Annotated in this window: 21 protein-coding genes; 8 read left to right on the forward strand and 13 right to left on the reverse strand. The window is 71.4% G+C overall.

Annotation, left to right across the window (positions count from 1 at the left end; genetic code table 11):
- The first annotated feature begins 35 nt into the window (after positions 1-35).
- From AB3X10_RS22085 to AB3X10_RS22100, 4 genes are read left to right on the forward strand one after another with little or no spacing between them, the layout of a single operon-like run.
- Positions 36-1,235: a beta-ketoacyl-[acyl-carrier-protein] synthase family protein gene (locus tag AB3X10_RS22085; RefSeq protein WP_369977584.1), complete on the forward strand. Its 1,200-nt coding sequence runs from the start codon at positions 36-38 to the stop codon at positions 1,233-1,235.
- An 8-nt stretch (positions 1,236-1,243) separates the two neighbouring features.
- Entirely contained in the window at positions 1,244-2,020 is a 777-nt protein-coding gene (locus AB3X10_RS22090) for a beta-ketoacyl synthase chain length factor (RefSeq protein ID WP_369977586.1), read from the forward strand.
- Positions 2,017-2,835 carry a glycosyltransferase family 2 protein gene (locus AB3X10_RS22095; RefSeq protein ID WP_369977588.1) on the forward strand — a complete coding sequence of 273 codons (819 nt, stop codon included), beginning with the start codon at positions 2,017-2,019 and terminating at the stop codon, positions 2,833-2,835. The genes AB3X10_RS22090 and AB3X10_RS22095 overlap by 4 nt, the downstream gene beginning before the upstream one ends.
- Entirely contained in the window at positions 2,832-4,457 is a 1,626-nt protein-coding gene (locus AB3X10_RS22100; RefSeq protein WP_369977590.1) for an NAD(P)/FAD-dependent oxidoreductase, read from the forward strand. The genes AB3X10_RS22095 and AB3X10_RS22100 overlap by 4 nt, the downstream gene beginning before the upstream one ends.
- Before the next feature lie 155 nt (positions 4,458-4,612).
- Here AB3X10_RS22100 and fabG read toward each other — a convergent pair whose 3' ends face one another.
- The 10 genes from fabG to xanC form a co-directional block, all read right to left on the reverse strand.
- Positions 4,613-5,350 (reverse strand): 3-oxoacyl-ACP reductase FabG, encoded by a 738-nt coding sequence (gene fabG, locus AB3X10_RS22105; RefSeq protein ID WP_369977592.1) that lies wholly within the window; start codon positions 5,348-5,350, stop codon positions 4,613-4,615.
- Positions 5,351-5,491: 141 nt separating this feature from the next.
- A complete protein-coding gene (locus AB3X10_RS22110) occupies positions 5,492-6,061 on the reverse strand; it encodes a hypothetical protein (protein WP_369977594.1) in 570 nt (189 codons plus the stop codon).
- Between the two features lie 38 nt (positions 6,062-6,099).
- Positions 6,100-6,543: a phosphotransferase gene (locus tag AB3X10_RS22115; RefSeq protein ID WP_369977596.1), complete on the reverse strand. Its 444-nt coding sequence runs from the start codon at positions 6,541-6,543 to the stop codon at positions 6,100-6,102.
- 10 nt (positions 6,544-6,553) lie between these two features.
- Positions 6,554-8,905, reverse strand: a complete 2,352-nt coding sequence (locus AB3X10_RS22120) for an MMPL family transporter (RefSeq protein ID WP_369977598.1) — start codon at positions 8,903-8,905, stop codon at positions 6,554-6,556.
- 82 nt (positions 8,906-8,987) lie between these two features.
- Positions 8,988-9,635: a LolA-related protein gene (locus tag AB3X10_RS22125; RefSeq protein WP_369977600.1), complete on the reverse strand. Its 648-nt coding sequence runs from the start codon at positions 9,633-9,635 to the stop codon at positions 8,988-8,990.
- On the reverse strand, positions 9,559-10,533 hold the full coding sequence (locus AB3X10_RS22130; protein WP_369977602.1) for an acyltransferase: 975 nt from the start codon (positions 10,531-10,533) through the stop codon (positions 9,559-9,561). The genes AB3X10_RS22125 and AB3X10_RS22130 overlap by 77 nt, the downstream gene beginning before the upstream one ends.
- Positions 10,530-10,817: a hypothetical protein gene (locus tag AB3X10_RS22135; protein WP_369977603.1), complete on the reverse strand. Its 288-nt coding sequence runs from the start codon at positions 10,815-10,817 to the stop codon at positions 10,530-10,532. The genes AB3X10_RS22130 and AB3X10_RS22135 overlap by 4 nt, the downstream gene beginning before the upstream one ends.
- Positions 10,818-10,829: 12 nt before the next feature.
- Positions 10,830-11,579, reverse strand: coding sequence for a lysophospholipid acyltransferase family protein (locus AB3X10_RS22140; protein ID WP_369981941.1), 750 nt, complete (start codon positions 11,577-11,579; stop codon positions 10,830-10,832).
- A 56-nt stretch (positions 11,580-11,635) separates the two neighbouring features.
- On the reverse strand, positions 11,636-12,367 hold the full coding sequence (locus AB3X10_RS22145; protein WP_369977604.1) for a ketosynthase: 732 nt from the start codon (positions 12,365-12,367) through the stop codon (positions 11,636-11,638).
- The gene (gene xanC / locus AB3X10_RS22150; protein ID WP_003470209.1) at positions 12,342-12,611 is read right to left on the reverse strand and encodes a xanthomonadin biosynthesis acyl carrier protein XanC; all 270 of its coding nucleotides are present in this window, start codon (positions 12,609-12,611) and stop codon (positions 12,342-12,344) included. The genes AB3X10_RS22145 and xanC overlap by 26 nt, the downstream gene beginning before the upstream one ends.
- A gap of 129 nt (positions 12,612-12,740) precedes the next feature.
- Between xanC and AB3X10_RS22155 the strand changes: the two genes are divergently transcribed.
- The 3 genes from AB3X10_RS22155 to AB3X10_RS22165 all read left to right on the forward strand — a co-directional run bounded on the left by AB3X10_RS22155 (position 12,741) and on the right by AB3X10_RS22165 (position 15,848).
- Entirely contained in the window at positions 12,741-14,108 is a 1,368-nt protein-coding gene (locus AB3X10_RS22155) for an NAD(P)/FAD-dependent oxidoreductase (RefSeq protein WP_369977605.1), read from the forward strand.
- The gene (locus tag AB3X10_RS22160; RefSeq protein WP_369977607.1) at positions 14,105-15,115 is read left to right on the forward strand and encodes a pteridine-dependent deoxygenase; all 1,011 of its coding nucleotides are present in this window, start codon (positions 14,105-14,107) and stop codon (positions 15,113-15,115) included. The genes AB3X10_RS22155 and AB3X10_RS22160 overlap by 4 nt, the downstream gene beginning before the upstream one ends.
- 199 nt (positions 15,116-15,314) lie before the next feature.
- The gene (locus tag AB3X10_RS22165; RefSeq protein ID WP_369977608.1) at positions 15,315-15,848 is read left to right on the forward strand and encodes an AAA family ATPase; all 534 of its coding nucleotides are present in this window, start codon (positions 15,315-15,317) and stop codon (positions 15,846-15,848) included.
- 80 nt (positions 15,849-15,928) lie between these two features.
- Here AB3X10_RS22165 and AB3X10_RS22170 read toward each other — a convergent pair whose 3' ends face one another.
- From AB3X10_RS22170 to AB3X10_RS22180, 3 genes are all read right to left on the reverse strand, one after another.
- Positions 15,929-17,290 carry an AMP-binding protein gene (locus tag AB3X10_RS22170; RefSeq protein ID WP_369977610.1) on the reverse strand — a complete coding sequence of 454 codons (1,362 nt, stop codon included), beginning with the start codon at positions 17,288-17,290 and terminating at the stop codon, positions 15,929-15,931.
- A 136-nt stretch (positions 17,291-17,426) separates the two neighbouring features.
- Positions 17,427-18,443, reverse strand: coding sequence for a cytochrome d ubiquinol oxidase subunit II (cydB, locus tag AB3X10_RS22175; RefSeq protein WP_369977612.1), 1,017 nt, complete (start codon positions 18,441-18,443; stop codon positions 17,427-17,429).
- Entirely contained in the window at positions 18,443-19,843 is a 1,401-nt protein-coding gene (locus tag AB3X10_RS22180; RefSeq protein WP_369977614.1) for a cytochrome ubiquinol oxidase subunit I, read from the reverse strand. Before AB3X10_RS22180 ends, cydB begins: the two co-directional genes overlap by 1 nt.
- 243 nt (positions 19,844-20,086) lie before the next feature.
- On the opposite strand from AB3X10_RS22180, the gene AB3X10_RS22185 reads away from it, so the two are divergent.
- Entirely contained in the window at positions 20,087-22,468 is a 2,382-nt protein-coding gene (locus AB3X10_RS22185) for a prolyl oligopeptidase family serine peptidase (RefSeq protein WP_369977616.1), read from the forward strand.
- Positions 22,469-22,670: the final 202 nt, after the last annotated feature.

Below are 22,670 nucleotides of genomic sequence, written 5' to 3' on the forward strand. Positions count from 1 at the left end.
AATATCGCGTGACCGAAGCGTCCCCGTCGCCCCGCATGGCAGCCGTCGCAATTCGTGCGTACACCGCGACCACCGCGCTCGGCAGCGGACTGCAGGCCCAGGCCAGCGCCTTGCGCGACAGCCGCAGCGGCCTGCGCCGCAACGATTTCGGCGCGCAGCCGCTGCCCTGCTGGATCGGCCGCGTGGACGCGCTGGAGACCTTGCCGCTGCCGCCGGCGCTGGCCGAGTGGGAATGCCGCAACAACCGCCTGGCGTGGCTGGCGCTGCAGCAGGACGGCCTGCAGGCGGCGGTCGCCGCCGCCGCGCAGCGCCACGGCGCCGAGCGCGTGGCGGTGGTGATGGGCACGTCCACCTCCAGCATCGGCGCCAGCGAGGAGGCCTATACCCGGCTCGAACAGGACGCCGAGGGCGCGCGCTTTCCCGCCGACCTGGACCGGCCGATCGTGCATACGCCGCACTCGCTGGGCGATTTCGTGCGCCAGGCCACCGGCCTGCGCGGACCGTGCATCACCGTCGCCACCGCGTGCTCGTCCAGCGCCAAGGTATTCGCGCAGGCGGCGCGGCTGATCGCCGCCGGCGTGGTGGATGCGGCCCTGGTCGGCGGCGTGGACACGCTGTGCGGCAGCGTGCTGTTCGGCTTCAATTCGCTGCAGCTGGTGTCGCCGGAGCTGTGCCGGCCGTTCGATCTGCGCCGGGACGGACTGTCGCTGGGCGAAGCCGGCGGCTACGCGTTGCTGGAGCGCAGCGACGCGGCCGCCGCGCCGCCGGCACTGGCGCTGCTGTGCGGCTACGGCGAATCCAGCGACGCGCACCACATGTCCGCGCCGCACCCGCAGGGCCTGGGCGCGCGCCTGGCGATGGGCGGCGCGTTGCAGCGCGCCGGCGTGGACGCCGCGCAGGTCGGCTACCTGAACCTGCACGGCACCGCCACCCCGGCCAACGACAGCATCGAGGCCGCCGCGGTGGCCGCGCTGTTCCCGGCCACCCTGCACGCCAGTTCGACCAAGGCCTGGACCGGGCACACGCTGGGCGCGGCCGGCATCGTCGAGTCGGTGTTCGCGCTGCTCGCGCTGCGCGACGGCCTGCTCCCCGGCACCCTCAACAGCGAACAGCCCGATCCCGGGTGCGGCCCGCAGATCCGCTTCGCCAATGCCCACGCACAGGTCCGTTACGCGATGAACAATTCCTTCGGCTTCGGCGGCAACAACTGCTCGCTGCTGTTCGGCCGCGCATGAGCACGCCGATGTTGACCGCGACCATCGAAGGCATCGGTTTCTGGACCACCGGCCTGCCCAGCTGGGCGGCGGCGCGCGCCTACGCCGGCGGCGCTGGCGGCATCGTGGACACACCGGCGCGGCCGGCGTCGCAACTGCTGGCGGCCAACGAGCGGCGCCGCGCGCCGGACACGGTGGCGGTGTCGCTGGAAGTGGCGCTGGCCGCCTGCCAGGACGCCGGCCGCGATCCGGCCACGCTGCCGTCGGTGTTCGCCTCCACCCACGGCGACCTGGCGATCACCGACTACATGTGCACCACCCTGGCCGAGGATCCGCTGGCGATCTCGCCGACCAAGTTCCACAACTCGGTGCACAACGCCGCCGCCGGCTACTGGACCATCGGCGCCGGCGCCACCGCCGCGGCGACCGCGATCAGCGCGCACAGTGCCAGCTTCGCGCAGGGCCTGCTGGAAGCGCTGTCGCAGCTGGCGGCCGGCGAGGCGGCGGTGCTGCTGGCCGGCTACGACAGCCGCTCGACCGGTCCGCTCGGCCGCGTCTCGCACAGCGAGGGCCTGCTCGGTGCCGCGCTGGTGCTCGGCGCCGCGGCGCTGCCGGGCAAGCCGCGTCTGCGCGTGCGCCTGGCCGACGGCCGGGCCGATGCCGGCAGCGGTGCGCTGGCGCGGCATGCCGCCGGCAACGCGATGGCGCCGATGCTGCCGCTGTTCGATGCGCTGGCCGCCGGCGCCGGCCGCTGCGTGCTGGACGCCGGCGGCGGCCGCTGCCTGCACGTGGACCTGCAGGCATGAGCCGGATCGCGCTGAGCGCTGCCGATGCCGCGATCCTGATTCCGGCGCTGAACGAAGCGCTGCGCATCCGCGAGGTGGTGACCGATGCGCTGGCGCACTGCCCGCGGGTGATCGTGGTCGACGACGGCTCCGACGACGGCACCAGCGACTGCATCGCCGACCTGCCGGTGACGCTGCTCCGGCATCCGCAGCGGCGCGGCAAGGGCGCCGCGCTGCGCAGCGGGTTCGCCGAAGCGCAGCGCCAGGGCGCGCGCGCGGTGATGACCATGGACGGCGACGGGCAGCACAGCGCCGCCGATTTCCCGCGCTTGCTGGCCGCGGCCAATCGCCATCCCGGCTGCGTGATCGTCGGCGCGCGGCTGCGCAAGCGCGCCAGCCAGCCGACCATCCGCCGCATCGGCAACGACTTCGGCGACTGGGGCATCGCCTGGGGCTGCGGCTTCCGCCTGATCGACAGCCAGAGCGGGCAGCGCCTGTATCCGCAGGCGGTGTACACGCTGCCGGACGTGCCCGGCGAGGGCTTCGTGTTCGAGGCGCAGCTGCTGATCTCCGCCGCGCGCCAGGCCGGCGCGCGGGTGGTGGCGGTGCCGATCGAGACGCGTTACGCGCACCAGGCCGGCGAGTTCCGCAAGAGCCATTTCCGCCTGGTGCGCGACCTGTGGAAGATCACCTCGCACGTGGTCGTGCAGGTGTGGCAATACGGCCATGTGGTGCGCGAATACCGCCGCGTCCGCGCCAATCCGGTGCTGATCGACGACGCCGCCGGCGAATTCGCTGCGGCACCCATCCCTTTGAGCAAGGAAGAGACGACATGAACCAGCAGCATGCGGACGTGGTGATCACCGGCGGCGGCCTGGCCGGGCTGACCCTGGCCCTGCAATTGCGCCAGCGCGATCCGCAGCTGCGCGTCAGCGTGCTGGAACGGCGCGCGCACCCGGTGCGCGAGGCCGCGTTCAAGGTCGGCGAATCCTCGGTGGAGATCGGCGCGCACTACTTCGCCAACGTGCTCGGCCTGCGCGAACACCTGGAGACCGAGCAGATCCGCAAGTTCGGCTTCCGCTTCTTCTTCTCCGACGGGCGCGAGGACATCGACCGCTGCACCGAGCTGGGCGTGAGCCAGTTGCTGCCGACGCCGTCGTGGCAGATCGACCGCGGCCGCTTCGAGAACTTCCTCGGCGAACGCGCGCGCGCGCTGGGCGTGGAGTTCATCGACGGCTGCACCGTGCGCGGCATCGACCTGGCCGACGACGACGCCGACCACCAGGTGCGCTACGAGCGCGACGGCACCGCGGCGACGCTGCACGCGCGCTGGGTGGTGGACGCCAGCGGCCGCGCCGGGCTGCTCAAGCGCAAGCTGGGCCTGGCCCAGGACAACGCGCACCAGGCCAATGCGGTGTGGTGGCGGGTAGACGGGGTGGTGGATCCCAACGTGTGGTCGCAGGACAACGCCTGGCTGCAGCGCTGCACGCCGCCGGACCGCTGGCGCTCGACCAACCACATGTGCGGGCCGGGCTACTGGTTCTGGCTGATCCCGCTGTCCTCCGGCGCGCATTCGCTGGGCATCGTCTGCGATGCGCAGATGCATCCGCTGGAGACGATGAACACCCACGACAAGGCGATGGACTGGCTGCGCAAACACCAGCCGCAGGTGGCGCGCACGCTCGACCAGAGCCAGTTCGCGCTGCAGGACTTCCTGTTCCTGCGCAAGTTCTCGCATGGCTGCAAGCAGGTGTTCTCGGGACAGCGCTGGGCGCTGACCGGCGAGGCCGGGGTGTTCCTGGATCCGTTCTATTCGCCGGGCAGCGACTTCATCGCCATCTCCAACACCTACATCTGCGAACTGATCGGGCGCGAACGCGCCGGGGGCAACATCGCGCCGTACGCCGAGCTGTACCAGCAGCTGTACTTCTCGTTCTACGAGAACACCCTGACCCTGTACCAGGACCAGTACCCGCTGTTCGGCGACGCGCAGGTGATGCCGGTCAAGGTGATCTGGGACTACACCTACTACTGGGCGCTGCTGGCGCCGCTGTTCTTCTCCGACCGCATCGCCGACCTGCCCACGCTGGGCCGGCTGCGGCCGGACTTCACCCGCGCGCGCGAACTCAACCTGGGCATGCAGGCGCTGCTGCGCGACTGGGGCCGCCACAATGCGGCGCAAGGCCAGCCGGAAGCCGACGGGCGGCTGCTCGACCAGTACGTGATCGGCTGGTTCCACCAGCTCAACGCCGCGCTGAACGATGTGCTGGACGACGCGGCGTTCGTGGCGCGCGTGCGCGAGAACGTCGCGCGGATGAGCTGGCTGGCGCGCGAGGTGCTGGGCCAGGCGCGGGCGCAGCATCCGCAGATCGACGGCCACGGCCTGGACGCGCTGCTCGCCGATACGCTGGAAGGCGAGAGCTCGCTGGCCGACAGCTGGTACGCGCGCGCGGCCTGAGCCAGGCCGCCGCCGGCCTGGCGGCGTGCGCAACGCGGCCTTGGCCGCGTCTTTCGTGTCGCCCTGGGCCCGGCGGGGGCGCTTCGTGGTGGCGGGAACGGCGGACATGACCCGACCATAGGCCCGCCCGCATTCCCAGTGCCGCGGCGCAGGTGCTAGCCCATGCCGCCGTTGATGCCGATCACCTGGCCGTTGATGTAGCCGGCCGCGTCCGAGCACAGGAAGCCCACCAGCGCGGCGACCTCGTCCGCCTTGCCGGGGCGGCCGGCCGGCACCAGTTGCTTGATCGCCTCCGGCGCGAACGCCTCGCCGGCCATCGCGCCCTCGATCACCCCGGGCGCGACCACGTTGACGCTGATCCCGCGGCTGGCCATTTCCCGCGCCAGCGACTTGCTGGCGCCGTGCAGCGCGGCCTTGGCCGCGGCGTAGTTGGTCTGCCCGCGATTGCCGAGCACCGCCGCCACCGACGACACGCTGACGATGCGGCCCCAGCGCGTGCGCGCCATCGGCAGCAGCAGCGGCTGGGTCACGTTGAAGAAGCCGTGCAGCGACACGTCGATGACCCGGTGCCATTGCGCCGCACTCATCCCGGCCATCGGCGCGTCGTCGTGGATGCCGGCGTTGTTGACCACCACCTGGATCGGCCCGGCCTCCAGCAGCGTCGCCAGCGCGGCGGCGCTGGCATCGGCATCGGCCACGTCGAACGCCACCGCCTCGGCGCTGCCGCCGGCCGCGGCGATGTCCTGCACCACGGCAGCGGCGCGCGCCACGTTGCCGTTGGCGTGCACGATCACATGCAGCCCGTCCGCGGCCAGGCGCCGGCAGATCGCACCGCCAAGGTCGCCACTGCCGCCGGTGACCAGGGCGCGGCGTTTCGTCGAAGGATCGGTCATGCGCACATTCTCCGTGTTGCGTTGGCTGCGGGACCCTTCATCGTAGAACACGGCGATGTACAGGGTCAGTGGCCGGCACCCGCCGGGCGCGCCTCCACGGTGCGGCGGATGCATCTTGCGGCGCCAAGATCGGGCGATCGATTATTTGCTGCCGAGCAGCGTCTGCATGTTGTGCACAGCCTTCCTTACCCGTTCGAGCGCAACCTCGCTATCCACACGCAGGTCTTCCGGCAGGGCGAAGTGCTCCATGCATGCGTTCTCGGCGATGGCCCCGCGCAAGTGCGCAATGACGCGGACCATCAGATGGTCCATCCGCCAGCAGATGGACGGTTCGATGCCGGCAAGCCGCTCCGCCGTCGCCGGATGGCTGGTCCCTCCGATCCAGAGATCCGTCTCGAAGGCGAACTGGATCGCATCGTAACGGGAGTCGGCTTTTGTATAGCCGGGATCGCTGAAGAGGATCTTCCAGCGCGGAATCGCCGAAAACCGCAGGCTGCAGAAGATCGGCCGGAACAGGCGGCGCGACCTGTCCACCTGGGCGATGGATGCCGGGATCTGCGTATGGAAATCGGCGAACACCTCGACCAGATGACCGAGCGCAGGCGGTATGAGCTCGATGTAGCGCGCGATCACAAAGCCGGGCGCATCGGCGGCATCGACGGCGGGGATATAGAAAAGATCGCCCGGTTTCGGTGCTCTCAGCGCCTTCATCGGGGGGCTTCCGCATGCATGATCGGTACCGGGCGCCGCTACGCCGCGCCCAGCATCACCGTGGCGCGACCTTCGGCCAGCAGTTGCGCGCCATGCACGATGCGGAAGCCGTATTGCTGGCTGTCCTCGGCCTGCAGCAGCACTTCGGCCTCGCACTCGATCGCCTCCGGCAGCTCATGCAGATCGGCCACGTGCAGTTGCACGCCGCGCAGCGCGACCAGCATGCCCGGTCGCACCGGCTTGCCGCTGGCGCGGCCGAGCAGGCCGCCGTGCACCGCCATCGCCTGCGCGCCGTACTCGCACAGGTGCAGCGCGCGCAGGCGGCCGCCGCTGCGCAGCGGATGTTCGGCGGCGCGGTGCGCCTGGCTGCGCAGCACGATGCGCTGCGCGTCCCAGGCGAGCACCTCTTCCCACAGGCACATCAGGCCCTGGTGCGGCACCAGCGCCGCGATCGCGTCGCGGCCGCGCGGAAGCTCGGTCATGCAGCGTCTCCTAATGCGCCACGGCCGGCGCGTCGCTGGCGGTCTCGCGCGAGATCAGCAGCGCCAGCACGAAATTGAACAGCACGCCCAGCGCCACGGTACTGCCGATCGCGCGCAGCACCGGGATGCTGGAGGCGGCCAGCAGCGCGAACACCAGCAGCGTCATCAGGCTGCACACGATCAAGGCATGCAGCGTGCGCAGCTGGTCGGCGCGGTCGTCGCCGGCGTGGTCGAAGAACAGCGCGTAGTCCAGGCCCAGGCCGGCGGCCAGGATCAGCGCGATCAGGTGGAACAGGTTCAGCTCGACCCCGCAGCCGCGCAGGATCGCCAGGATCAGCAGCGTGGTCAGCGCCATCGGCAGCAGCACGCGCGCGATCCGGCGCGGCGTGCGCAGCGCGATCGCCACGGTCAGCGCCAGCAGCAGCGCGGCGATGCCGAGCGCGCCGAGCACGCGCCCGCGATAGGCGGCGACCAGCGATTCGGAGGCCTCCTTCAGGTCCATCAGCTGCGCGCCGCTGCCCCGCACCGCGCCGGCCAGCAGCGCCGGGTCGCGCAGGCCGGTCAGCGACACCAGCGCGGTGGCGTGGCCGCCGCGGTCCAGCAACAGGCCATCGACGGTGGTCGCCAGCGGCGTGCCGTGCAGGTCGCGCGCGGTCAGCGGCGGCGCGCTGCGGGCGCGCGCCAGGTCGGCCAGGAACGGGGCGAAGGCGTCGGCACGGAACGGCGTGGCGGCCACCGCCGCGGCGGTCAGCGCGCGCGCCTGCGTCGCGTCCGGCAACGCCGCCTGGCGCCGCTGCTGGGTCGCCGCGCTGGGCAGGTAGCGTGCGGCCATGTCGTAGCCGGCCAGTTCGCCGCGCGCGACCAGCGCGTCCAGGCGCGGGCGCAGCCGCTCGGAGGCGGCTAGCGCGGCATCGGCGGAGGCCGCCGGCAGCGCCAGCACGTAGCGCACGTCCGGCGCGCCCAGTTCCTGGCGCAGGTGCGCGTCGCGGGCCAGGCCGTCGGCCGGCACCGGGGTCAGCTTGGACAGGTCGTTCTGCCAGAACGGGCCCGGCGCGAACGCGATCACCGCCGCCGCGGCCAGCGCCAGCGGCAGCAGCGACCAGCGCGGCCGCGGCAGCCGCGCGATGCCGCGCCACAGCCGCGCCAGCGCCGGCGAATCGGCGTGGTCGCGCGGCGAGGGATCGATCAGCGCCGGCAACAGCAGGCGCGTGGTCAGCGCCGCCACCAGCAGCCCGGCGATGGTGAACACCGCCAGCTGGCGCAGGCCGTCCACGCCGGAGAACAGGAAGGTGACGTAGGCGATGCAGGTGGAGACCACGCCGGTGGCCAGCGTCGGCCACAGGTGGCGCGCGTTGGCGCGCGGATCCAGGCCCGGCCGCTGATGGCTGAACAGGTGGATCGGATAGTCCTGGACCACGCCGATCAGGGTGAAGCCGAACGCCACGGTGATGCCGTGCACGCCGTCGAACAGCAGCGCCACCGCGCCCAGCCCGGCCAGGCCGGCGCTGGCCAGCGGCAGCACCCCGAGCACCGGGATCTTCCAGCTGCGGTAGGCGACCAGCAGCAGCACGATCAGGCCCAGCGTATCCAGCATGCCGATCCACTGCGCCTCGTTCTGGGTGCGCCCGCCGATCTCCACCGAGAACGCGCCGGGGCCGGTCAGGGTCAGGCGGCTGCCGCTGCCGGCGCTGGCCTTGGCGAAGGCGGCGTGGATCGCGTCCACCGCCTGCTGCTGCCCGGTCGGATCGAACCCGGCGGCGCGGGTCTGCGCGACCAGCAGCGCGTCCTTGCCGGCGCGGTCGAACCAGACCCCGTCGCGCTGCTGCGGGCCGCCGGCCGGCTGCAGGCTCTCGGCCAGGTGCAGCACTTCCAGGGTCGGATCGCGCGGCAACAGCGGCTCGACCATCGCCGCGGCCGGCGAGCCCAGGTCCTGCAGCCGCGCCTGCAGCGCGTCGGCCAGCGTCGCCGCATCCAGCGGATGGGCGTCGAAACTGTCGCTGAGCAGGTAGCGGTAGGCCAGCAGGCGCTCGGGAATCGCGTCCAGGCCGGCATCGGCGCCATTGGCGACCAGCTCGAAGGTGTCGCGCTGCGCGGCCAGCTGCGCGTGCAGCGCCTGCGACTGCCGCGCCAGGGTCGGCGCATCGGCGCCGGACAGCGACATCAGCAGCAGCCGCGACCCCGGGCCTTCGCCGAGTTCGTCGAGGAGCAGTTTCTGCGCGGGGGTCTGGGCTTCCGGCATGAACTTGCGCAGGTCGCCAGACACCTGCAGCACGGTGCCAAGCCACAGCCCGCCTACGGTCAGCACCGCCAGCCACAGCAGCGCCAGCGAGATGCGCGCCTTCGAACTCAGTTCGCGTTTCATCGCGGCGACCACGCAAATGCCAGCACGTTCTTGCCCGGGGCCGCGCACAGCACGGCCCGCCTTCTGCTACCGCAGGCGGACATCAGCGCGCGTCGCCGTGGCACAGCGCGGTCAGCGCCCCGGTCTCGGCAAGGCTGGCCGCGTCGCGCGCGGCGCCGGCCAGCAGGGTGCGTTGCACGTCGCCCTTGGCCGGGGTGGTCTCGATGCAGCGCAGTTCCGCGCCGCGGCCGTACAGGCGCAGGCTGCGCACCTGCGCGGCCAGTGCCGGGTCCTTGGGCTGCAGCTGCAGCTGCCAGCGTTCGCGCGTGCCGCTGCTGCTCAGCGCGTAGTGCTGCTGCAACTGCGCCTGGTCGCCGGACAGCAACGCGCCGAAACCGTTCTGCAGGCCGGCCAGTTCCGGCACCCGCGCCAGCGAGAAGCGCCGCGGCGGCTTGCCGGCGCGCTCCAGCGTGGCTTCGCCGCCGCGCAGGGTGGTGGTCTCGCGGTACGGCGCGGTGACCTCGCGCACCAGCGTGTCGGCATCGGGACGGCGGTACTGGCCCTGCACCCGCAGCGGCGCCTTCAGCAGCGCCGAGCCGCGCAGTTCGACGAACTCGGTGCTGACCGGGGCCGGCCGCGCCAGCTTCTGCAGGATCCAGCCGGGGTCCAGCGGCTCAGGCGACGCGGCGCACAGCGGTGCGGCGCTGCACAGCAGTATCAGCATCCACGGCAAGGTGCGGCGCATCGGCATGGCGGTTGTTCCAGAAATCGTAGAAGTTGAACCAGTTGTACGGCGCGGAGCGCGTGTAATGTTCCAGCCTGGCGGCGTAATCGCGGATGAGCGCGGCCAGCGCCGGCGCGCGTTGCCGGCGCGGCAGGTCCAGGCCTTCGCTGAAGGTCTCGAACACCAGCTGGTAGCGGTTGCCGCCGCGGTACAGCCCGAACGCCAGCACCACCGGCACCTTCAGCGCCGCGGCGATCAGCCACGGCGAGGTCGGGAACATCGCGCCCTGGCCGATGAACGCGGCCGGCAGCGCCGGGTCCTCCGGGCGCGGCCGGTCCACCAGCAGCGCGACCAGCGCGCCTTCGTCGGTGGCCTGCTTGATCGCCATGACGATCGAGGTGCTGTCCATGCCGGCATCGATGATGTTGGCCGCCAGCTGCGGGTTCAGCGCGCCCAGCAGTTCGGTCATCGCCGGGTTGTGGGCCTTGTCCAGCACCACCTTGACCTGCACGTCGGGGCGCTCGGTGGCCAGCACCCGCAGCGCGTCGAAGCTGCCCAGGTGCGAGCCGAAGATCAGCACGCCGCGGCCGCGGTCCATCTGCGCGTGCAGCTGCTCCAGGCCCTGGATGTCGACCCGGAAGCGGTGCATCTGCCCGCACAGCATGAACACCCGGTCCAGGATGGTCGAGGCGAAGGTGTGGATGTGCCGGGCCACGTCCAGCAGCGTGGCCGGGCGGGCGAACACGCGCCCCAGGTAGTCGCGCGAGTCGCGCCGCTCCGGGCCGCGCACCACCAGGAAATACAGGGTGATCGGATACAGCAGCAGGCGCCCGAGCGCGCGGCCGCCGTAGCGGGCGATGCTGCGGATCAGCCACAGCGCGAAACGGCTGCCGCCTTCGGGGCGGTGTTTCCAGCTGGCGCTCATGCGGCATGCTCCGCGACCAGATCGCCGCTGACCAGCAGGTCCTCGCCGCGGCGCACGCGGAAGCGCCAGCGCGGCGCGGCGCCGTCCAGTTCCACCCGTGCCGGCTGCCCGGGCAGCAGCGGCTGCAGGAACTTCACCTGCGGCAGGCGCAGCGGCCCGCAGGCGCCGTGCGCGGCCTCGACGGCCTGCAGCACGTGGTCCAGCACCACCACGCCGGGCACCACCGGGTGGCCCGGGAAATGCCCTGGCAGGCTGGGATGATCATGCGGTACGACGAAATCCATAGGGGCAGCGACTCAGATCCTGGGGTCGAGCATGGCACGGACGGCCTGCTGTGCGCGCTGGGTCAGCTGTTGCCGGTCCAGCGGGCCATCGGCGCCGTTCACGTTGATCGGCGTGCCGATCCGCACCCGGATCACCCCGGGCCGGACCCGGAACAGGCTGGTCGACGGCAGCACCTTGCCCGCCCCGTCCAACGCCACCGGCACCACGTCCACGCCGGCATCGATCGCAGCCTGCAACAGCCCGGCCTTGAAGTCGGCCAGCTCGCCGTTGCGGCTGCGGGTGCCTTCCGGGAACAGGCACAGGTCCTGGCCCTGGCGCAGCAGCGCGGCGGCCTGGCGCCGCACCATGGCGCCGGCGCGGCGGCTGTCGCGGTCCAGGAACAGCATGCCGGTGGCGCGCGCGTACCAGTTCACGAACGGCACCTGCAGCATTTCGTCCTTGAGCAGGAAGCGCAGCGGCACCGGCAGCGCCGCGAACAGCGCGCAGATGTCGATGATCGACTGGTGGTTGCTGACGAACAGGTGGTTGCGCGACCAGTCCACCCGCTCCCGGCCCTCCACCTGCAGGCGCGCCCCGGCGCCGAAGAACAGCACCGGCGCCCACACCCGCGCGCCCATGCGCAGCGGCAGCCGCGGCCCGGCCAGCAGCAACAGGACCAGCGCCACGACGATGCCCAGCCCGGTGAACGCCAGGGTGAACAGCAGTTGCAAGGTATTCCACACGGCCCAGGCCATGCGCGACGGCATCCCTGCCTGCGGCATCTTCAGTTTGTCCTTGATGATCTGCACAACCCTCTGCATCCCCCGAGATGCGCGCGTCAGCGCAACAGATCGCGCCAAAAAACCGGCCCCAGCCGCGCCAACCGGTGCAGGAAGTCAGGCAGATTACGGTAGGGACGCTGCGGAAACCAGCGCCCGCGCATCAGGTATTCGCCGACGAAGAAGCCGCCGATGACCCCGTAGCCCAGCAGGTTGGCGATCAGCGAGGCGCGCGCGTCGCCGATCGGCAGCGGCGAGGCCTGCCCCAGCTGCGCCAGCACCCCGCTGGGCACGGCGCACAGCGCCAGCAACAGGTTCAGCAATGTCATGGCGGCCAGCAGCAGCGTCCACGCCAGGGTCAGCCGCCGCGTGTAGCGCAACTGCGCGGGAGTGATCGGCATCTGCGCCTGGCGGTACAGCGCCTCGACAATGCGCGAGATCAGCGGCGTGCGCCCGCGCTGCAGGCTGCGCCCGAAGAACCAGGCCACCCAGGCGGTGAACAGCACCGGCGGCGCGGCCAGCAGCAGCAGCGCGTGCGGCGAGCGCCACAGCGGCACCAGCGCGGCCAGCGCCAGCAACGCCAGCGCCCAGGCCCACGGCCGCAGCCGCGCCATCGGCTCCACCAGCAGCATCAGCACCAGCGCCGCGCCGGCCAGTACGGCCAGATCGGGACGGTGCGCGGCGTTGGCCCAGTGCGCCAGCGGCGAATACGCCAGCGCCAGCAGCACGCCCAGCGCCAGCGCCCACGGCGCGGCGGCGGCCGGGTCAGCTGGTCTTGTTGGCTTCGACATGCGCCGACAGCGCACGCAGCGAGGCGAAGATGCGGCGGTTCTCGTCGTTGTCCGAACGCAGCTGGAAGCCGTAGCGCTTGCTGATCGCCAGCGCCAGTTCCAGCGCGTCGATCGAGTCCAGTCCCAGCCCGGTATTGAACAGCGGCGCCTCCGGATCGATGTCGCCGGGCTGCACGTCTTCCAGGTTCAGGCTCTCGACCAGCAGCTCGGCCAGTTCACGTTCGGCGGCGGTTTGCGAAGACATCCAGGGGCTTCCAGGCGATGAGGACAGGTGCGACAAGATGGTGCATCGCGCGCAGCGGCGCAACTGTCCGACCTTGGCAGGCAAGCTATCATGACGTTCGTCTGACATGTCCACCGCAGGTTTTTCAGGATGAATTCCACCGCTTCCGCCCGCGCGCCCGCGCCCTCCCCCGCCACGCCGCAGGCTCCCGCGGCGGAAACGCCCGACGTGCTGGTGATCGGCGGCGGCCCGGCCGGCTGCGCCGCGGCCACCCTGCTGGCGCAGAAGGGCTGGAAGGTGACCCTGCTGGAGAAGGACCACCATCCGCGCTTCCACATCGGCGAATCGCTGCTGCCGATGAACATCCCGATCCTGCAGCGGCTGGGCGTGCTCGAGCAGGTCCGCGCGATCGGCGTGCTCAAGCTCGGCGCCGATTTCCCCAACGACGCCGGCGGCTACAACACCTTCCGCTTCGCCAATGCGCTGGACGCGCAGTCCGACTATGCGTTCCAGGTACCGCGCGCCGACTTCGACCGGGTCCTGTTCGCCCACGCCCGCGCCGCCGGCGCCGAGCTGCACGAAGGGGTCAAGGTCGAGTCGGTGCAGCTGGACGGCGAACAGCCGCTGGTGCAGGCGCGCGGCGCCGACGGCGTGCGCAGCTTCCGCCCGCGCTACCTGATCGACGCCAGCGGCCGCGACACCTTCCTCGGCAACAAGCTCAAGCTCAAGCGCGCCAACGCGCAGCACCAGTCGGCGGCGCTGTTCAGCCATTTCCGCGGCGTGGCGCGGCGCCCCGGCGAGGACGCCGGCAACATCAGCATCTACCGCCACCCGCACGGCTGGATGTGGCTGATCCCGCTGCCCGACGGGGTGATGAGCGTCGGCGCGGTGTGCTACCCGGAATACATGAAGACCCGCCAGGGCGACAGCGAAGCGTTCCTGATGCGCACCCTGGCGCTGGACCCGGACGTGGCCGCGCGCATGGCCGGCGCGCAGCGCGTGGCGCCGGTGCACGCCACCGGCAACTACGCCTACGAGTGCACGCGCATGAGCGGCCCGCGCTGGGTGATGCTCGGCGACGCCTACGCCTTCGTCGACCCGATGTTCTCCTCCGGCGTGTACCTGGCCATGCACGGCGCCGAGCGCGGCGCGGCCATGGTCGACGCGGCGCTGCGCGACCCGGCCAGCGAGACGCGGCTGCAGCGCGGCCTGGAAAGGCACCTGCGCCGCGGCCTGAGCGAGTTCAAGTGGTTCATCTACCGCTTCACCTCGCCCACCATGCGCGAGCTGTTCGCGCAGCCGCGCAACGTGCTGCAGGTGGAGCAGGCGGTGGTGGCGATGCTCGCCGGCGACGTGTTCGACAACCGCGCGGTGCGGCGCCGGCTGCGCGTGTTCCGCGCGATCTACGCCATGTCGGCGCTGGCGATGCTGCCGCGCGCCTGGCGGTCCTGGCGCCAACGCCGCCGCCAGGCGCGCGAAGGCTTCCACGGCGACACCTTGCAGGGAGACAAAGCATGAGCCGGCCGCATCCGCAGTTCCCGCAGCACGACCAGCGGCATCCGCAGCTGCAGGTGGACTACGTCGCCGAGACCGATCCGGGCGACCTGCTGCGCGACGAACAGGTGCTGGCGGTGTTCGGCTTCGGCAACGACGCCCCGCACCACGCCGACCCGCGCTACCTGCGCGTGCCGCTGCAGCCGCACGGCCCGCGCATGCTCGAGGTCTGGCGGACCGACGCGCCGGTCCGCAGCGGCCGCGACGGCGACATCGCCTGGGCCAGCGACGGGCGCCTGCAGTTCGGCGTGATCGAGATCGACGAGCAGGCGCTGGACATCGAAACCGCCTCGGCGCTGGCCTATGCGCAGATCACCGCGTTCGTCGGCCGCAGCGCCACGCCGCGCCTGCTGCGCATCTGGAACTACCTCGACGCGATCACCCTGGGCAGCGGCGACCGCGAACGCTACCGCCAGTTCTGCGTGGGCCGCGCGCGCGGGCTGGGCGATTTCGACCCCAGCCAGCTGCCGGCCGCCACCGCGGTCGGCCGCTGCGACGACGCGCGGGTGATCCAGATCTACTGGCTGGCCGCCGCGCAGGCCGGCACCCCGCTGGAGAACCCGCGCCAGGTCAGCGCCTACCGCTACCCGCGCCAGTACGGCCCGCAATCGCCGAGCTTCGCCCGCGCCATGCTGCCGCCGGCCGGCAGCGACATGCCGCTGCTGCTGTCGGGCACCGCCAGCGTGGTCGGCCACGCCTCGATGCATACCGGCCAGCTGCTGGCGCAACTGGAAGAGACCTTCGCCAACTTCGATGCGCTGCTGGGCGCCGCACGCGCCCACGTCCCCGACCTGCCGGCGCAGTTCGGCGACGGCACCCGGCTCAAGGTCTACGTGCGCGAAGCGGCCGACCTGCCGCTGGTCGCCGCCGCGCTGGACGCCCGCTTCGGCGACCGCGTCCCGCGCCTGCTGCTGCACGCGGTGATCTGCCGCAACGAACTGGCGGTGGAGATCGACGGCGTGCATGGGTGAGCGTGCGCGAGGCTGAGCGCGCCAGCTCGCCATCGCTGCGACGGCTGGTGCGGTTCGCTCGACCAGGCGTCGAGCAATGCAGGACGTTCGGTCGCCACTGCCACTGCGGTTCGCCACTTGCAGATGCGCGCGCCCCAATCCCAAGTAACGTCGCCAGCTGCTCGGCGGCGTCCGCTCCAGATCCTCGCACTGGCATGCCATGTCCGACAGTCGCCGCAAGATCGTGATCGTGTCCGGCGCACCTGGCGCAGGGAAAACCACCTTGGCGGTACCGCTCGCCACACGGCTCGGGTTTCCGCTGTTCTGCAAGGATTTCATCAAAGAAACGCTGACCGACACCCTCGGCGACAGCGGCGGCGATCTCGCGGCATCGCGCCGGATTGGCGGCGCGGCAATGGAACTCCTCTGGTCGCTGGCACGCCACGCGCCGCACGCGGTGCTGGAAGCCAACTTCCGGCCGCGCAGCGCGTACGAACGCGACAAGCTGGCCAGCCTGGACGCAGTCATCGTCGAGGTTCATTGCGACTGCGGCCCAGACGAAACCGCCCGGCGTTTCCGGAATCGCGCGGCGGCCAGCGCGCATCACGCAGCGCATCCATTGAAAGAACTGCCGCCGGACATGCTTGCGGAGTACGCCGGACCGGTGGGACTGGGGACTGTGGTCGCGGTGGATACGCGCGTGCCGGTGGACGTGGAGCGGCTCGTCGCGGAGGTGTCGAGCGCCTTGTCGTGAAGAGCGGCGGGTGGTCAGCCGCGTACTCCGCAGATGCGCCAGACACCGAAGGCGCTGCGGCGTCCGGCGCTAACCCGCCCTCAACCCTCGCGCTCGCCCGCCAGCAGCGCCAGCAAGCGGTCGCGCGGCAGCTTGCCGGTCTCGTTGCGCGGCAAGGCATCGAGCTTGCGCAGGCGGCGCGGCAGGAACACCGGGTCCAGTTCGCGGCGCAGCGCGGCCAGGATCGCGGCCTCGTCCAGGCTCGGCGCGACCACCACCGCGGCGATGCGGCCGACCGTATGGCCGGGCTCCGGCTCCAGTTGCAGCATCGCCCCGTCGACCACGCCCGGCAGCGCCAGCAGGCGACGGGTCAGGTCGGCCAGCGAGGCGCGCTTGCCGGCGATCTCCAGCAGGTCGGCCTGGCGTCCGCGCAGCTGGAAGCGGCCATCGGCCTCCACTTCCATCAGGTCGGCCAGCAGCACCGGCTGCGCCAGGTGCGGCGCGTGCACCAGCGTGCCGTCCGGCTGCGGCGCGACGCGCACGCCGGGCAGCGGCGTCCACTGCGCTTCGCGCGCGGTGCGGCGGCTGGCGAACACGCAGGTCTCGGTGGAGCCGAACATCTCGCGCACTTGCCCGCCGAAGCGCGCCTCGGCGGCCGCGGCCAGGTCCTGCGCCAGCGGCGCGGTGGCCGAGACGATGCCGGCCAGCGGCGGCAGGGCGACGCCGGATTCGACCAGCGCGCGCAGGTGCACCGGCGTGGTCACCAGCAGCCGTGGCGCCGGCACCTGCGCCAGCGCGCGCGCCACGTCCTCGGGAAAGAACGGCCGCCCGGCATGCACCGCCAGCGGCGTCACCAGCGGCAGCAGCACCGACAGCTCCATGCCGTACATGTGCTGTGGCGGCACGGTGGCCACCACCTGCGGCAGCTCATCGGCCGCCCACAACCCGGCCAGGGCCAGCAGGTCCTGGCGGGTGCTGGTCAGGAAACTGCCCCAGGTCTTGGGATTGGGCGTGGGCGTGCCGGTGCTGCCGGAGGTGAAGCCGATCGCGACCAGCGCATCGGCCGCCAGCTGCGGCATGGCGCCGTCCAGGCTCGGCAACGGTTCGGGCAACCGCCAGTAGCGCGGCGGCGGCTCGGCCAGCGCCAGGTCGCCCAGGCAATAGCTGTCGGCATGGCCGCGCTGCACCTCGGCGACCACCGCCGGCGCGCGCGAGGACGGCAGCAACGAGGTCTGCCCGCGCAACGCCACCGCGCAGAACGCGACCATGAAGCGGTAGCGGTCCTCGCACAGGTTCAGCGCGTAGCGGCCCGCCGGCAGCGCCGCGGCCAGGCCGCGCACATGGCCGAGGAAGGTGCCCAGATCGATGTGCTGGCCGCCGGCGTAGGCCAGCGGACGGTGCAGGTCGCCGACAGCGAGGGGATGCAGCAGCGACGGGGAAACGACGGGGGAAGCGACAGGCATGCGTGGCGAAGGCTCGGCGAGCGACTGGCCCGCAACGGGCAGCGCGAATCGGTAGCTTGGCCGCCGCGGCCGCCGCTGGCAAGCCGGCCGCGCCGCTCACGCGATCGCGGCACGCGGCGCGCCTGTGCCGCCGGACTCAGTGGTGGTAGCCGCTGTCGGCGGTGATCTTGCCGCGGAACACCCGGTACGACCATGCGGTATAGCCCAGGATCACCGGCAGCAGCACCACCAGTCCGGCCAGCACGAAGCCCTGCGAGGACGGCGGCGAGGCTGCGTCCCAGATGCTCAGCCCCGGCGGCACGATGTTCGGCCAGATGCCCAGCACCAGGCCGAAGAAGCCGAGCACGAAGAAGCACAGGGTCAGCACGAACGGGCGCGCATCGCGGCCCTGCGCCATCGCCGCGCGCCACAGCGCGAACGCGTTGACCAGCACCAGCAGCGGCACCGGCGACAGCCACCAGAAATTGCCGTCGTGGAACCAGCGCGCCATGATCCGCGAGTCCAGGAACGGCAGCCACGCGCTGACCAGGCCCATGAACACCACCACCACCAGCACCAGCGGCCGGGTCAGCGAACGCGCGATGCGCTGCATCGCTCCCTCGGTCTTCAGGATCAGCCAGCTGCCGCCGAGCAGCGCATAGCCGAACACCACCGCCGCGCCGGTCAGCATCGAGAACGGGCTGAACCAGCCGAGCACGCCGCCCAGGTACTTGCCGCCCTGCAGCGGCATGCCCTCGACCAGCGCGCCCAGGATCACGCCCTGCCAGAACGCCGCGCACAACGAGCCCAGCGCGAACGCCCAGCCCCACAGGTACCTGGAGCGGTGCGCCTTGAAGCGGAACTCGAACGCCACGCCGCGGAACACCAGCGCGATCAGCATCAGCAGCACCGGCAGGTACAGCGCCGACAGGATCAGCGCGTAGGCCTTGGGGAACGCGGCCAGCAGGCCGGCGCCGCCGAGCACCAGCCAGGTCTCGTTGCCGTCCCAGATCGGCGCGGCGGTGTTCATCATCAGGTCGAGCTGGTCTTCGTCCTCGGCGAACGGGGCGAGGATGCCCAGGCCGAGCACGAAGCCGTCCAGCAGCACGTACATCAGCACGCCGAACCCGATCACCCCGAACCAGATCACCGGCAGCACGGTGGCCATGTCCATCAGCGCGTCTCCTCGAGGTCGTCGCCGGCCGCCGAGATCGGCCGCGCCGGCGTCTTGTCGCCATCGTGCAGTTGCGGCTCGGGCTCGTGCGGCAACGGTCCCCTGCGCAGCATCTTCAGGATGTACCAGCCGCCGAAGCCGAACACGAAGGCGTAGGCGGCCACGTACACGCCCAGCGACACCCACACCATCGCCGGGCTGATCGCGCTGCCCGCATCGCTGGTGCGCAGCAGCCCGTAGATCACGTACGGCTGGCGCCCGATCTCGGTGACGAACCAGCCCGCCAGCAAGGCCACGAACCCGGCCGGCAGCATCGCGTTCCAGGCCAGGTGCAGCCAACGCCGCCGCAACAGCGTGCCGCGCCACCAGAACCACAGCGACACGAACGCCAGCAACAGCATCGCCATGCCCAATCCGACCATGATCCGGAACGCGTAGAACACCGGCTTCACCGGCGGCCGCTCGTCGGCGCGCACCGAAGTCAGCGGCGCGATCTCGCCGTCCAGGGTGTGGGTCAGGATCAGGCTGCCCACGCGCGGGATCTTGACCTCGTAGTCGTTGCGTTCGGCCTGCTCGTTGGGCACCGCGAACAGCACCAGCGGCACGCCGGCGCCGGGCGCCTCGCGCTGCCAGTGCGCCTCCATCGCCGCCACCTTGATCGGCTGGTGCTCGAGCGTGTTCAGGCCATGCGCATCGCCGGCGGCGATCTGCAGGGGCACCGCGATCGCGGCGAACGCCACCGCCAGCTTCAGCATCCGCCCCGCCACCTGCACGTGCACGCCGCGGCGCAGGTACCAGCCACTGACCCCGCCGATCACGAAGCAGGTGGTGATGAACGCGGCCAGCACCATGTGCGCCAGCCGGTACGGGAACGAGGGGTTGAAGATCACCTCGCGCCAGCTGGCCGGCTGGAACACGCCATCGACGATGGCGTAGCCGGCCGGCGTGTGCAGCCAGCTGTTGGCCGACAGGATCCAGAACGTGGAGATCAGCGTGCCGACCGCGACCAGGCAGGTGGACAGGAAATGCAGCTTCTCCGGCACCTTGCGCCAGCCGAACAGCATCACGCCGAGGAACGAGGCCTCCAGGAAGAACGCGGTCAGCACCTCGTAGCTGAGCAGCGGGCCGAGGATGTTGCCGGCGCGCTCGCTGAGCACCGACCAGTTGGTGCCGAACTGGAAGCTCATCACGATGCCGCTGACCACGCCCATGCCGAACGACACCGCGAAGATCTTCAGCCAGAAGAAATACAGGTCGCGCCACAGCGTGTCGCGGGTGCGCAGCCAGCGCCATTCCAGGAACGCCAGCCAGCTCGACAGGCCGATGGTGAAGGCCGGGAACAACACGTGGAAACTGATGACGAATCCGAACTGGATACGCGAGAGCAGCACTGCGTCCATGGACGTCGCTCGTGAAACCGTAACTGGCCGCCATTGTTGGCCCAGCCGGGAGAAATTGCGTGTGACGTCTTGTCGCAGGGGGGCCGGGATTGGGGATTCGGGATTGGGGATTCGCAGCGGCTTTTCGCGTTTGCCAATCCCCAATCCCGAATCCCCAATCCCGGCCCCTCCATGACCAACGGCGCAGTCGCCGCCGCGCCGCGGCTGCTACCCTCGCCGCTTGCCCGTTCGTCCGGAATCCAGATGCGTCGCGTTCCCCTGTGCCTTGTGTTGCTGTCCCTGTCCTGCCTGGCGCCGCTGGCCGCCGCGCAGGAAGCCGCCGCCCCGTTGACCATCGAGCAGGCGATGGCCGATCCGGACTGGATCGGGCCGCCGGTCGAGGCGGCATGGTGGGCCTGGGACGGGCGCCAGGTGCAGTACCAGCTCAAGCGTGCCGGCAGCCCGGTGCGCGACACCTACCGGCAGGGCGTCGATGGCGCCGCCGCGCAGCGCGTCGAGGACACCCAGCGCAGCACCCTGGATGCGGCCGATCCGGTCTACGACGCGGCGCGCCAGCGCATGCTGTTCGTGCGCAACGGCGACGTGTTCCTGCGCGACCTGCGCAGCGGCGCGCTGACCCAGCTGACCCGCAGCAACGAGGCCGCGGCGCGCCCGCAGTTCACCACCGACGGCGGCGCGCTGTGGCGGGTCGGCAACGACTGGTACCGCTGGAGCGCCGGCGGCGGCACGCTGCAGGCCGCGGTGCTCAAGGCCGAGCGCGACCCCGATGCCGCGCCCAAGCCCGATGCGCTGCGCGAGCAGCAACTGCGCACCCTGGAAACCCTGGCCCGCGACCGCGCGCAGCGCGACCTGGCGCGGCAGCAGGAGCAGGCCTGGCGCCGCGCCGACGGCAGCCGCGCGCCGGCGCCGGTGTACCTGGGCGAGGACGTGGCGATCGACGACAGCGCGCTGTCGCCGGACGGCCGCCACCTGCTGGTGGTGACCCATGCCAAGGGCGGCGACGAAGGCCGCGACGGCAAGATGCCCAAGTACGTCACCGAATCCGGCTACGAGGAATTCCAGGAAACCCGCACCCGCGTCGGCCGCAATCCGCCGCTGGCGCAGACGCTGTGGCTGGTCGACGTGGCTGCCGGCAGCGCGCGCAAGCTCGACGCGGGCGCCCTGCCCGGCATCGATGCCGATCCGCTGGCGGCGCTGCGCAAGGCAGCCAAACAGGAGCCGCTGAAGGGACCGCGCGCGGTCCGCGTGGAGACCGACGGCGACGGCACCGGCGCGGCGATCCACTGGAGCGCCGACGGCCGCAATGTCGCGGTGCTGCTGCGCGCGGTGGACAACAAGGACCGCTGGATCGCCAGCGTGGACCTGGACAAGGCCACCTTGCAGAACCGCCACCGCCTCACCGATGCGGCCTGGATCGGCTGGAACTTCAACGACTTCGGCTGGCTGGCCGACAACCAGACGCTGTGGCTGCTGTCCGAGCAGTCCGGCTACTCGCACCTGTACACCCAGCGCGGCACCGATAAGCCGCGGCAGCGCACCTCCGGCAAGTGGGAAGTCTCCGCACCGGTCGCCACGGCCGACGGCCAGGGCTTCCTGTTCCTGTGCAACCGCAAGTGGCCGGGCGACTACGAGGTGTGCAAGCTCGACCTGCGCGACGACCGCGTCAGCGAACTGACCGCGCTCGACGGCGTGGAGGACTTCGCCCTGTCGCCGGACGGCCAGCAGCTGCTGGTGCGCTATTCCGGCAGCTACCTGCCGCCGCAGCTGGCGGTGCTGCCGGTGGCCGGCGGCAGCGCGCGCGTCCTGACCGACACGCGCAGCGCCGCGTTCAAGGCGCGCGACTGGATCCAGCCGCAGTACGTGCAGGTGCCGTCCAGGCACGGCGCCGGCGTGGTCTGGGGCAAGTACTACGGCCCGCGGCATCCCGAGCCCGGCAAGCGCTACCCGATCGTGATGTTCGTGCACGGCGCCGGCTACCTGCAGAACGTGTCGGCGCGCTACACCCCGTACTTCCGCGAGCAGATGTTCCACAACCTGCTGGTGCAGAAGGGCTACGTGGTGCTCGACCTGGACTACCGCGCCAGCGCCGGCTACGGCCGCGACTGGCGCACCGCGATCTACCGCAACATGGGCCATCCGGAACTGGAGGACTACCTGGACGGCCTGGACTGGCTGGTCGCCGACAAGCAGGGCGACCGCGACCGCGCCGGCATCTACGGCGGCTCCTATGGCGGCTTCATGACCTACATGGCGCTGTTCCGCAGCCCCGGCACGTTCAAGGCCGGCGCCGCGCTGCGCCCGGTCGGCGACTGGACCCAGTACAACCACGAATACACCGCCAACATCCTCAACACCCCGGAACTGGACCCGGAGGCCTACCGCGCCTCCTCGCCGATCGAATACGCCGCCGGCCTGCGCGACCACCTGCTGATCGCCCACGGCATGATCGACGACAACGTGTTCTTCCGCGATTCGGTCAGCATGAGCCAGAAGCTGATCGAACTGCACAAGGACAACTGGGAGATCGCTCCGTACCCGCTGGAACGGCACGGCTTCACCCGCGCCGACTCGTGGCTGGACGAGTACAAGCGGGTGCTGAAGCTGTTCGAGCAGCAGTTGAAGTAGCCCTGCTCGCGGCAAACCGCCCTGCTCCCTGCAGGAGCGGTTTCAACCGCGACAGCCGCAACGGAGAGATCGAGGGCGCCCGCGGCGGTCGGGGTTGAAACCCCTCCTGCAGCGCAGCGCACAAGCCGTCCTGCTCCTTGCAGGAGCGGTTTCAACCGCGACAGAGAGCGGAAAGAGGGAGGGCTTCGGCAGCCATCGGGGT

It is taken from the genome of Xanthomonas sp. DAR 80977 (assembly GCF_041240605.1).
In the GTDB taxonomy this organism is placed as follows: Bacteria; Pseudomonadota; Gammaproteobacteria; order Xanthomonadales; family Xanthomonadaceae; genus Xanthomonas_A; species Xanthomonas_A bundabergensis.